At 63.9% G+C, this 11,774-nt stretch carries 11 protein-coding genes; 10 read left to right on the top strand and 1 reads right to left on the bottom strand.

Annotated elements, in window-relative coordinates; genetic code table 11:
- Positions 1–94 precede the first annotated feature (94 nt).
- On the top strand, positions 95–400 hold the full coding sequence (locus HUTA_RS00230) for a hypothetical protein (protein ID WP_012795112.1): 306 nt from the start codon (positions 95–97) through the stop codon (positions 398–400).
- 103 nt (positions 401–503) lie between these two features.
- On the opposite strand, the gene HUTA_RS00225 is transcribed toward HUTA_RS00230, so the two are convergent.
- Positions 504–3,047 (bottom strand): DUF7527 domain-containing protein, encoded by a 2,544-nt coding sequence (locus HUTA_RS00225; protein ID WP_012795111.1) that lies wholly within the window; start codon positions 3,045–3,047, stop codon positions 504–506.
- A gap of 161 nt (positions 3,048–3,208) precedes the next feature.
- On the opposite strand from HUTA_RS00225, the gene HUTA_RS00220 reads away from it, so the two are divergent.
- The 9 genes from HUTA_RS00220 (at position 3,209) to HUTA_RS00180 (ending at position 11,734) form a co-directional block, all read left to right on the top strand.
- The gene (locus HUTA_RS00220; protein ID WP_012795110.1) at positions 3,209–3,598 is read left to right on the top strand and encodes a DUF7541 family protein; all 390 of its coding nucleotides are present in this window, start codon (positions 3,209–3,211) and stop codon (positions 3,596–3,598) included.
- A 99-nt stretch (positions 3,599–3,697) separates the two neighbouring features.
- On the top strand, positions 3,698–3,970 hold the full coding sequence (locus HUTA_RS00215; protein ID WP_012795109.1) for a DUF6684 family protein: 273 nt from the start codon (positions 3,698–3,700) through the stop codon (positions 3,968–3,970).
- Between the two features lie 192 nt (positions 3,971–4,162).
- Positions 4,163–5,923: a cytochrome c oxidase subunit I gene (gene ctaD, locus HUTA_RS00210; protein WP_012795108.1), complete on the top strand. Its 1,761-nt coding sequence runs from the start codon at positions 4,163–4,165 to the stop codon at positions 5,921–5,923.
- 265 nt (positions 5,924–6,188) lie between these two features.
- Complete coding sequence (locus HUTA_RS00205; RefSeq protein WP_049941117.1) at positions 6,189–6,461, top strand: DUF7520 family protein; 273 nt, start codon at positions 6,189–6,191, stop codon at positions 6,459–6,461.
- Positions 6,462–6,558: 97 nt separating this feature from the next.
- Positions 6,559–7,062 (top strand): MogA/MoaB family molybdenum cofactor biosynthesis protein, encoded by a 504-nt coding sequence (locus HUTA_RS00200; protein WP_012795106.1) that lies wholly within the window; start codon positions 6,559–6,561, stop codon positions 7,060–7,062.
- Between the two features lie 66 nt (positions 7,063–7,128).
- On the top strand, positions 7,129–7,947 hold the full coding sequence (locus tag HUTA_RS00195) for a molybdopterin synthase (RefSeq protein WP_012795105.1): 819 nt from the start codon (positions 7,129–7,131) through the stop codon (positions 7,945–7,947).
- A complete protein-coding gene (gene mobA / locus HUTA_RS00190) occupies positions 7,944–8,597 on the top strand; it encodes a molybdenum cofactor guanylyltransferase (RefSeq protein ID WP_012795104.1) in 654 nt (217 codons plus the stop codon). Before HUTA_RS00195 ends, mobA begins: the two co-directional genes overlap by 4 nt.
- 96 nt (positions 8,598–8,693) lie before the next feature.
- Positions 8,694–9,896 carry a molybdopterin molybdotransferase MoeA gene (locus HUTA_RS00185; RefSeq protein ID WP_012795103.1) on the top strand — a complete coding sequence of 401 codons (1,203 nt, stop codon included), beginning with the start codon at positions 8,694–8,696 and terminating at the stop codon, positions 9,894–9,896.
- Positions 9,893–11,734: a molybdopterin biosynthesis protein gene (locus HUTA_RS00180; protein WP_012795102.1), complete on the top strand. Its 1,842-nt coding sequence runs from the start codon at positions 9,893–9,895 to the stop codon at positions 11,732–11,734. The genes HUTA_RS00185 and HUTA_RS00180 overlap by 4 nt, the downstream gene beginning before the upstream one ends.
- The last annotated feature ends 40 nt before the right edge of the window (positions 11,735–11,774 follow it).

Below are 11,774 nucleotides of genomic sequence, written 5' to 3'. Positions count from 1 at the left end.
AGGGTTATATCCGACGCTCACAAAGCATCTTCAGTTGTTTTTCGACCACCGGACAGCAACCTTTAAACCCTCCGAACACAAGTTAACACGTGCCATGATAGATAGGCTCGAAAAGGAAGTCGACATGCTGGAGCGGCATCTCCAGGTTCTCCGGATGGTCATCGAGAACGAACCGATCGGCATCGTCAAGATGTCCAACGAGACGGGTTACCCCCATCACAAGGTACGGTACTCCCTGCGAGTTCTCGAAGAGGAGAACCTCATCGAGCCCTCGAGCCAGGGTGCAATCACGACAGACCACACCCACGAGTTCGTCGACGACCTCGACAACAAGGTCGATCAGACCATCGAAAAGCTCGAAGGCATGAAGATCGAGGATGCGGCCGAGATCGAAGGCTGAGATTCGTTTCGACGTCATCTGTCGTCCGACGCGGCGATAGCTGTTACTGTCTACGTTCAGCTACCGGACACCCTTTCACCGTTTGCAGTGAGCGGACGCTCCCTCACAGTTCAGGGACGGCCATGTGGAACTGATCGTCACGTGCTTCGGCGAGACAGAGGTGATAGCCCTGTTTTCGCGAGAGTTTGACGAAACTCTCCCGTTTGTCCCGGCTGAGTAGGCCACCGCCGGTCGCCTCGGCAGTCGTTTCCAGGGCAGCCGGTTCGAAGAAACTCGAGGTGACGAACATCGCCCCCGCGAGCGAATCGCTCGTTTCACCGACCCGTGTCGCAGCCGTGACCAGCGAGTTCATCTGGTTCTCGGTCGCCGCCTGTCGCGAATCGTTCAGGTTCGCGACGACGAGCGGATTCCCCATCCGGTCGCGAAAGACGACGTCGAAAGACTCCTGAGAGCGTTTGGTCTGTCCGTCCTCGTCGTATTCGACGCCGACCGAGCCATTGAGTTCGACACGATCGATGTGGGGCAACGCGTCGTAGAGATCGGCCATCGCCTCGCGGTGGCCGGTGTCGCGGATCTCGAAGAGGAGTTCCTCGACAACCCAGGTGACGTACCGGTGTTCCATCGTGTCGCGCAGAAATTGTTCGAAGGGCTGGCCCTCGACGTGGGCCCCCTCGACTTCGAACTGGGTGTGGTACTCGACCGAGAGGTTCTCTTTGACATCGGACTGACTTGCTCCGGACTCGCGAGCGGCCGCAAGCGTGGGCGCGCTCTTCGAATCGTATCGAACGAAGAGGTTCGTCCCTTCGATCGCCTCCTGGCGGCTCATCCGGTGTGTGACAGTGTCGGCGTTTACGTCGAGTTCCTCTAGGTTCGCTTCGAGGCTGTCGCGCTCCTCTCTGAGGGACTCGAGTTCGGCTCGAACGTCCGAGAGTTCTTCCCGCAGTTCGTCACGTTCGGCCTGTAACTCGTCACGTTCGGCCTTGAGTTCGTCACGATTGGCTTCGGTCGTCTCGACGCGATCTTCGAGGTCCTCGATGCGGGCCTCACGCTCCTCGATTTGTGCCTTGAGTTCACGCACCTGGCCATCGGTCTGGTTGGGCTCGTTTTGGGTTCGGGTGGACGGTTGGTTGTCCGTCTCGGCGTCCGATCCGCTCGGGGACTGCGTGGTGGCCGTGCCTTGTCGCGGAGACTCCTCCGACTCCGATTGCTCCGAAATATCGCTTTGAGAGTGTGCGGTCGACTCGTTTCGCTCCCGACGATGATCCACCGTGTCCTGGGAAGCCGACCCGGCGTGACCAGTATCGACAGGCGGAACCGGTGCAGCACTGGCCTTGGGTCCATTCTCGTCTGTGCCCCAGGATTTGTCCGGATCAAGCGAGGGTATCGTTCGAATCTCGAGGTCGGAGGGTGTCCCGGCAGCAACACTCGACGTTGTTTGCGTTTGCCTGGCAGCCGCCGCTCCAGGGTGGTTCGACGCAGTTGTATCAGTCCGCTGTCGGTCCGCCTGTTGGCTCCGAATGGAACGAGACTCGGTCGTTGATGACGCCCCGGAACGGTCGCTGTTTCCCGATCGCTCTGGGTCGTCAGTTGACTCCGTTTGTTCGACCTCTGCTTGTGTCCCCTCAGCAGTCTGATCAGTGTCAGCCTCCCGCGTCCGTGCCGAATCAGCCTCCGGTGGTGAGGACTGTCGCTCGCCCGCAGTCTGTCGGTCAGGGCGCGACGAGTCCGCCGTGTCCGAAGCACCGTCAGTGGCAGTGTCGGCCGGTTGCGGTGGTGCATCCGTGTCAGTACCGGCTGATTCGGTATCACTGTCGGCCTCAGCGGCCGCGTCGCTCTCAGTATCGGCTGGTGCTTCGTGGCCAGTGTCATCCACAGCGCCGTCCTGGCCGGTTGTCTCAGCAGCTACGTCATCGTCTTCACGCTCGGCAAGCGTGGATTCCACCTCTCGCGTCGTCTCGTCCGTCTCGTCCGTCTCGTCCGTCCCGTCCGTCTCGTCCGTCTCGTCGTCTACCACGGGTGGGTCTTCGGTGGACGCGTCGACTTCGTCACCACCGACGCCACCGCCGGCCGCAAGATCGCTCGACGGCGAGTCGTCTGATTCGGGCGCTACATCGGGCACCTCGATGACGTCGATGTCGACCGGTCGGACCTCGTAGATCCCGACTTCGTCGTCGGCTCGCTCGAACGCCTCCTCGTCGCGAAGCAGTTCTCCGCGCTCGCCGACAAACGCGACGCTCATCGAGCGGCCGGCGTGATAGACAGCGTAGTAGTCCCCGCTGAGGACGTTCTCCGAGAGTTCGACGAAACCCGTGAACTTGCCGTCAGCGAGCGTCTCATCGACTTTTGACAACGGCGTATCTTCCGTGTAGTACTTCGCCCGGACCTCGTCGCTTCGCTCCTGCATCACGACCAGAAGCGGCAGCGCCGGTGTCGGCGCGGCGTAGGCGGTACCCTCCGCCGCCTCGAAGTCCTCGATCGAGCCGTCAAGAACGCCAATGACGGTTCCATTTAGCATACACAACGTGGCCGCTCCCGCGCGCACGACGCCCGAGAATTCCGCCTCGGCGAGTTCGTGCAGGCCGCGATAGCCCCCGGTAAACGAGCGCGTCTCCCACTGGTCGACGCGCTCGATTGCACGTGTAGTCATTGTCCAGAACAAGTCCCATGCGAGGCATATACTTTGTGCCAGCGATCGAGTTCACACGATGGGGGACAACAGGAGTCCAACACAGTGCAACGATCCAGCGATGTCCCGGACGGCATTGTCGGCTCCGATGGACCTTTGACGCTACCGCACGAGGGTTTCGTATGAGCCAACACTCCAACGTGGAGGCCCCCAGCCGGCGTGCCAGTCCGTGGCCGCTGTTCGTCGCACTCGGGTTCGCACTGTCGGAACTCGGCGTGTTCATCGGCCTCTATCCGGTCGCAGTCGGTGGCATCCTCCTCCTCGGGGCGAGTGTCGCCGGCATCCTCCGTGAGTCGGGCTACACGGCCGACCTCTGGCGACCGCTCGCTGGACTCGGCGTCGGATTCGCCGTGATCGGGGGCGCAGTCCTCGCCACGCAGGTAGGTCCGGCTGGTCTCGACGTACTCGCCCTCACGGAAGACCCGAACGGCGTCGTCGGGCGTGGGTTGTCGATCGTAGGAGCCGGCGGGATTCTGGTTGCCGTCGGGCTCACAGGCGCGCTGCTGGAGTGACTCGCCCGGGCCGTCACACCGCTGCTCAAGATTGGCTGGGACCGACCATCGTTTTCCGGTTTCAACAGCCTATTTATCTCTGTCGGCGAAGCCTTTCACATGCAACTCGGAGAGCTCGATCGCGAGACAGTTCTCGATCTGACGGTCAATGCGATACCGCTCGGCATCTTGACGTTCTTTTTCGTCGCGTTCGTCGTCGCCAGCCCGTTCGGCTGGAACAGCGTCGCCTCCGGCCTCCAGCTCGCGATCGTCGGGTCGATGATCGTCCTGCTGGGCGTACTGTCGTACTACGCCGGCCGGGCCGTCTCGCGGGCCGAGGCCGACGGCGAACCCGAGGAACCGCCGGGCGTCGTGCCCGAAACCCGCGAGTGAGTACCGTCGCGAGACTGTGAAACCAGAGACGTGAGATCGTTGCTTCGCCGCGCAGCGGCCGAAACGGCGCGGTGGTTGCGTGGACGTGGTCATGAACTGCTCCCTGAAACCGGCTCGCTTCGACAGCCGAAACCGGGAGAGAATGGTGCCTCTAACGCACCCTTTTAGTGGGAACCTCCCGGAGGGAGAACCATGGCAGGCGAACAGCTCGCATTGACGGTCTTGATGGGAATTTTGCTGGTCGGGGTTGCGGCGTTTCTCACGCGTATCGAAGACTGGCGGAGCTACGCGTCACCGACGGCCAGTGGCGGGACCGTCAGCGAGACAGGATACGGCCACCGGGAGAAGCCCGCCGGGGTGCTCCGGTGGCTCACGACAGTCGATCACAAGGACATCGGATTGCTCTACGGGCTCTTTGCACTGATTGCGCTCGCGGTCGGTGGCCTGGCCGTCATGGTCATGCGGCTCGAACTGGTCACTCCGTCTTCGAACATCGTGAGTGCGAGCTTCTACAACGCGTTGCTCACGAGCCACGGCATCACAATGTTGTTCCTCTTCGGAACGCCGATCATCGCGGCCTTCGGGAACTACTTCATCCCGCTACTGATCGGGGCTGACGACATGGCCTTCCCCCGGATCAACGCGATCGCGTTCTGGCTGTTGCCGCCGGGCGCGTTACTCATCTGGAGTGGCTTTCTCATCCCGGGGATCGCCCCCTCCCAGGCGTCCTGGACGATGTACGCGCCGCTGTCGGTCGAACAGCCCCATCTCGGGACGGACATGATGTTGCTGGGACTCCATCTGACGGGCGTCTCGGCGACGATGGGGGCGATCAACTTCATCGTCACAATCTTCACCGAACGCGGTGATGACGTCTCCTGGGCGAACTTAGACATCTTCTCCTGGACGATGCTCACCCAGTCGGGGATCATCCTCTTCGCGTTCCCGCTGCTGGGCAGCGCACTCATCATGTTGCTGCTCGATCGGAACCTCGGGACGCTGTTCTTCGCCGTCGACGGCGGGAACCCGATACTGTGGCAACATCTGTTCTGGTTCTTCGGCCATCCGGAGGTGTACATACTGGTGTTGCCACCGATGGGGCTGATAAGCTACATCATCCCGCGGTTCTCGGGTCGGAAGCTGTTCGGGTTCAAGTTCGTCGTCTACTCGACGCTGGCGATCGGCGTGCTCTCCTTCGGCGTCTGGGCCCACCACATGTTCGCGACGGGGATCGACCCGCGACTCCGGGCGAGTTTCATGGCCGTCTCCTTGGCGATCGCGATACCGAGCGCAGTCAAGACGTTCAACTGGATCACGACGATGTGGAACGGCCGCATCAGGCTAACTACCCCGATGCTGTTCTGCATCGGATTCGTGGCAAACTTCATCATCGGCGGCGTGACTGGCGTGTTCCTGGCGTCGATCCCGATCGACCTGATCCTGACGGACACTTACTACGTCGTCGGGCACTTCCATTACGTGATCATGGGGGCGATCGCCTTCGCGGTGTTCGCCGGCGTCTACTACTGGTTCCCCATTTACACTGGGCGGATGTACCAGCGCACGCTGGGCAAGTGGCACTTCTGGCTGACCATGATCGGCACGAACGTGACGTTCTTCGCCATGATCCTGCTGGGCTACGTCGGCCTGCCGCGCAGACTTGCAACCTACAACGCCATCACCGTCGGCCCGATCGACGTCATCACGCTCCTCCACCAGGCCGCCACCGTCGGCGCACTGATCCTGTTCGTGGGGCAACTCGTCTTCGTCTGGAACATTCTCCAGTCGTGGCTCGACGGCCCGAAACTCACCGACGGCGACCCGTGGGATCTCAAGGACGACGGCCTGTTCACCCGTGAGTTTGCCTGGAACGAGGATCGAATCACTGCGGACGAGACGGAAGCAGACGCCGATCTATGGGCCGACGGCGGCGAATCTGACGAGACCCAATAGCGCCACGCCCAGGGCGAAACCGCGGACAGTTCGAAGACACAGTTTTCCTGTCTGCTGACTTTGGCACACATCCGGATCGAAGCAGGATCTGCCCGGCCCGGACCGTTTCCTGAAACAGATCACCCGAGGACGAGCATGAACGCGGCGATCCCCATCATCAGCGCGATCGCGACCAGCGCCACGAGCATGAGTTCTTTTTCGGACATACCCAAAGATACCCGCCGCAGGTGAAAAGCCTAATCGCCTCCGGCACGTATCGGGGGGTGTGTCGACTTCCAGTCCGATCCGTGGCCGTCGTGTTGTCCTCGGCGTCTACCTTGGCGTCGTCGTGATCGCCGGGCTGATGGGTGCGATCCTGGGCGCAACGAGACCGGATGTCGTCGAGCCAGAGCTGTTCGGCGTCATCGCGCTCCCTGGGACAACCCTGGGAATGGCCATCTACGGCATGGTCACGATCGGCCTCGCACTCGGCGTGCTGCTGGTCGCCGTCTCGTACGTCGCTGCCCGCTTCGACTCCCACGATCCTGCAAAGAAGTGACGACCGGCCACTGGAGTGGCCGCTCCGGAAGCGTCACTATCGGCGGTGGGGTCCCCGACCGGACCACTAAAACGGCCCGCGGACCGATCAGATTTCAATGGGCGATCATCACCACCACGATCGGCGTGCGGTCGACGTCGCTGTCCTGACGATCTCGACGAGTCGATCACTCGACGGTGACGACAGCGGCGACGCGATCGTCGCCGCGATCGAAGACGCTGGTCACACTGTCACGGCACGTGATCTGGTTGGAGACGAGATCGGAGTCATCCGCGAACGCGTCGAGACCTTCGCCGACCGCGAAGACGTGGATGTGATCAGTACCACCGGCGGCACGGGCGTTACGGACGATGACGTGACCATCGAGGCACTCAGGCCGCTGTTCGAACGGGAACTGCCGGGGTTCGGCGAACGGTTCAGGGCGCGGTCAGTCGAGGAGGCGGGCCCACACGCGATGTTGACCCGTGCGACCGCCGGAATCGTCGACGACGTTCCCGTCTTTTGTCTCCCCGGGAGCGAGTCCGCGGCGGCGTTCGGGACGGCCGAACTCGTCACGCCGATGCTAGGTCATCTCGTCGGTCTGCTGTCCGAACCGGAGTAGGTCAGCAACTGCCCGAGAAGGTGCCGTAGACGACACCTACAAACGCCCCTGTCCGCAAATGTGGCTATGCAGGTCATCGGGGTGACCGGCCCGTCGAACGCGGGAAAGACGACACTTGTCGAGGCCCTCGTCGAACGGTTGAGCGAGCGCGGCACAGTCGGGACAGTCAAGCACGTCGACTGCGAACCGACGCTCGATACCGACGGGAAAGACACCGCCCGCCATCGGGCAGCCGGTGCCGACCGGACGTACGGAATCGCCGACGGATCGTGGTTTGGGACCGGCGAGTCACGGACGCTGGATGACGCACTCGAGGCCCTCTCGACCGACTGTGCGTATGCCATCGTCGAAGGATACGCGGATATTGATCTCCCGCAGATCGTACTGGGCCATGCGGATGCTGACGGGATGCTGGCGGCAGCAAGCGCCGCGGATGTCGACCTCGAAGATGCAGTCGAGGTGATCGAGTCCGTCGATCCCTACGAGACGTTGTCGTCGCTGGTTGCCGAGGTCAAACGGTCCCCGGACGCCGACCGAGCCGGTGCAATCGCGACGTTCACTGGCCGCGTCCGCCGGAAGGATAGTCCGGACGACGAACCGACGGAGTATCTCGAATTCGAGCGCTACGACGAGGTCGCGACCGACCAGATGGCGACGATCCAGGAGGAACTGCGAGCACGGGACGGTGTTTTCGACGTTCGACTCCACCACCGAACCGGCGTCGTCGAGGCGGGCGAGGATGTCGTGTACGTCGTCGTGCTCGCGGGTCACCGCAAAGAGGCGTTCAGGACCGTCGAGGACGGCATCGACCGCATCAAAGCGGAAGTTCCGCTGTTCAAGAAGGAAGTCACCGTTTCCGAGGAGTTCTGGGCCCACGAGCGATGACCGACGACCGATCAATCCGTGGCGTCGTCCTCGCTGGCGGGGAGAGTTCGCGCTTTGCGGACGGGGACAAGGCGTTCGCGACAGTCGGGAACGAACCCATCCTCGGACGCGTACTCGACGCCGTGTCGACAGCGACGGATCGCCAGCCGCTGGTGATGGTCCCCGATCGCGACCGGGGCGAATCGATCGCTGATCGGCTCGGTGGCGACGGATATCCGACGGAGAACCTCTCTTTTGCGGTCGACGACGAGCGGTTCGACGGGCCGCTGGGCGGAGTGATGGGGGCCGCCCGATCATGCGATGCCGAGTGGCTGTTCGTGACTGGCTGTGACATGCCGCTGCTCGATGTCGACGCCGTTCGGTGGATTCTGGACGCCGACTCGACGGCTGACGCACTCGTCCCCCGGACGGCCGGCGGCCGGGAGCCCTTGCACGCACGCTATCGCCGGGCCGCGATTCTCGACGCCAGCGAGGAACTCCACGCGTCCGGAGGGCTCCACGCCCTGCTCGGGGAGCTGTCGACCGTCGAGGACGTCACTATCGACAACGGCCCCTCGACGCTCGAACGGTCGCTCACGAACGTCAATACCGTCGCGGCCCTCCGGGCGATCGATGACCCCGGCACAGAAGCGCGCCAGCATTCAAACTAGGGCGGTCAGGTGGCCCGAGTGGTCGACCAGCCGAGCCTTCTTACCCCAGTGGTACTTCACAACGCCATATGACAGACATCGTCGGGAGGGATCCGGGTGAGCAGTGACCGACACGAGGCGGGCTTCAAGCGACAGACGCCCGTCACCGCGGCACGCGAACAACTGCGGTCAGTCGTCACCGGGGTCGACCGAACCGAGCAAATTGCGACCGAAGCGGCAGTCGGGCGCGTGATCGCCGAACAGGTAACGCCAGAACGGGCAGTGCCACACTACGATCGGGCCGCGATGGATGGATTCGCCGTCAACGCCGAGGAGACGGTGGGAGCGAGCGAACGCGCACCGGCACGACTCGAAAGAGCCGAGAACATGGGGCCTGGCCGAGCCGTGGGAGTGCATACGGGCAGCGAGCTACCAGAGCATGCCGACGCCGTCGTGCGCGTCGAGGATGTTACCGAACGAAATGACGGACTCGCCGTCGAGACGGCCGTCGCGCCCGGCGAGAACGTCGCGCCAACCGGTGAAGACGTCGCCGCCGACGCGACGCTGTTCGAGCCCGGTGACCGCCTTCGGCCGTCGGACCTCGGGCTTCTGAAGGCGACCGGGATCGAAGGGGTGACGGCCTACCAGCCTCCCGAGATCGCCGTCATTCCGACGGGGGAAGAAGTGGTCGAATCCGATCCCGGACCGGGCGAGATCGTCGAGACCAACGGGCTCGTCGTCATACGGTTGGTCGAACGGTGGGGCGGCGATCCGCGGTACCGAGATATCGTCACTGACGATCAACAAGCCCTCGCCGACGCGATCGAGCGCGACCTCGACGCCGACGTGATCGTCACGACCGGCGGCTCCTCGGTCGGCGAACGTGATCTCCTGCCGGAGGTCGTCGAGGATCTCGGAGACGTGGCCGTCCACGGCGTTGCGCACAAACCCGGCCATCCGGTCGGCTTTGGCAGGGTCGAGGCGACGCCGGTGCTCATGCTGCCCGGTTATCCGGTCTCCGCGCTCGTCAACGCCGTCCAGTTGCTGTATCCGGCCGTCGCGTGGGCCGGAAACCGGGAGCCCGAAGCGCCGCCGACCACAGCGGGCGAACTGACACGCAAGATCGCCAGCGAACCGGGCGTCCGCAGCTACGTTCGCGTTCGCCACGTCGCCGAGGGTGTCGAACCGATCCGGTCCGGTGGGGCCGGCGTGCTGTCGAGCGTCTCGGCGGCGGATGGGTGGGTCGTCGTCCCGGAATCACAGGAGGGAATCGAGGCCGGAGCGACGGTCAGCGTCGAGGACTGGGAGTGGTCGCCGTGACTGATCGACGGGAATTCCGTGATCTGGCTTCGGGCGAAGAACTGGCCGCGACGATCGACAGTCTCGAACTCGAAGCCGGGACGGAACGAGCCAGCCTTGAAAATGCCCGTGGGCGAGTGCTCGCCGAGCGGATCACGGCCGAAATTGACGTGCCAGGCTTCGACCGTGCAGCGATGGACGGCTACGCGGTCAAAGCCGGTGACACCGTCGACGCGGGCGAGGCGTCCCCCGTCGATCTTGAGACAGTTGGGACGCTCCATGCGGGAGAGAACCCGACAGAATCGATCGAGGCGGGCGAGGCGATCGAGATCTCGACCGGTGCGGTCCTGCCGCCGGGCGCGGACGCAGTCGTCGTGGTCGAGGCGACGAGCGAGCGCGACGGCTCGGTGGCAATCCGGGATGCGGTGACGCCCGGCGAGAACGTCATGCCGGCAGGGGCCGACGTGGCGGCCGGCCGGCGCGTCCTCGGCCCGAAAACGCGACTGACGCCCCGTGAGATCGGGCTGCTGTCGGCGATCGGCTGTGACGCAGTTACGGTTCGCAAGCCCCCGACCGTCGGCATCATCTCGACCGGTGACGAACTCGTCCGGCCCGACGATACTCTCGACAGCGCCCCCGGACAGATCCACGACGTCAACAGCTACACGATCGCCGCAGCAGTCGAAGAAGCGGGCGGGCGCTCCCGGGTGTATCCACACGTCGGCGACGACGAGGGGTCGATCGCGAATACACTCACCCAGGCAGCAAACGAGTGTGACCTCGTGCTCTCCTCGGGATCGACGAGCGCGAGTACGATGGACGTCATCTATCGGGTGATCGAGCAGCGTGGGGAGTTGCTGCTTCACGGCACAGCAGTCAAGCCGGGGAAGCCGACGATCGTCGGGCAGTTCGAGGACGCGGCGTACATCGGGCTTCCGGGGTATCCGGTGTCCGCGCTCACGATATTCCGGGTGTTCGTCGCGCCGGCGATCCGCGCGGCCGCCGGACTCCCTGAGCGCCGGACGGCGACCGTCGAGGCCGACATGGCAACTCGCGCACGCTTCGAGGAAGGACGACGGCGCTTTCTCCCGGTCGCCCTCGTCGAAGATGGGGACGGACGGACGCTCGCGTATCCCGTCGACAAGGGCAGCGGCGCGACCACCACGCTGGTCGACGCCGACGGCGTGGTCGATGTCGACGCGCAAACGGCATATCTCGATCCGGACGAGTCCGTCACTGTCGAGTTGTTCTCGGCTGACGCCGCGATCCCATCGTTGCTCGGGGCTGGCGAGGGCGATTCCCACCTCTGGGACCTACTGGATCAGCTTGACCGGCCTCGGTATCTCGCTGAGGGATCGCGAACGGGAGTCCGCCTGCTCGAAGACGGCGTCACGGATGTGGCCGTGATCGCCGGTCCCATCGAAGCCCCGGCAGAGAGCGTGGTTCTTGATTCCTGGGAGCGCGAGTGGGGGCTGGCCGTTCCCACCGGCAATCCGGACGACGTGACCGGTCTCGATGACCTGATCGACGGCGATCTCCTCGTGGCGACGGTCGATTCCCAGTGGGGACTCGCTGGGAGTTTCGACGCGGCGATCGACGAACTCGCGAATTCTCGTGATGAGGCGCAAGCCACGCTCCAGCGTTCGCTCCGGACGATCGAGACGCGATCGTTCGAGAGCCCCGCGCGGCGGGTGGTTGCCGGGGACGCCGACGCTGGGGTCACACTGGCGGAAACCGCTGCGGACCTGGACGTGACGTTCGTGTCACTCGGAACAGAGCGCGTCGAGATCGTTGCCGCGGCGGATAGGCTCGAGAAAGCCGGTGTCCGGACACTGCGCGACCGACTGGCGAGTGAGTGAATCGGCCGAACGGGACGGAACGGGATCGACCCGCCGGGGC

It is taken from the genome of Halorhabdus utahensis DSM 12940, assembly GCF_000023945.1.
In the GTDB taxonomy this organism is placed as follows: domain Archaea; phylum Halobacteriota; class Halobacteria; order Halobacteriales; family Haloarculaceae; genus Halorhabdus; species Halorhabdus utahensis.
This window is presented reverse-complemented; position numbering and strand designations above follow the sequence as displayed.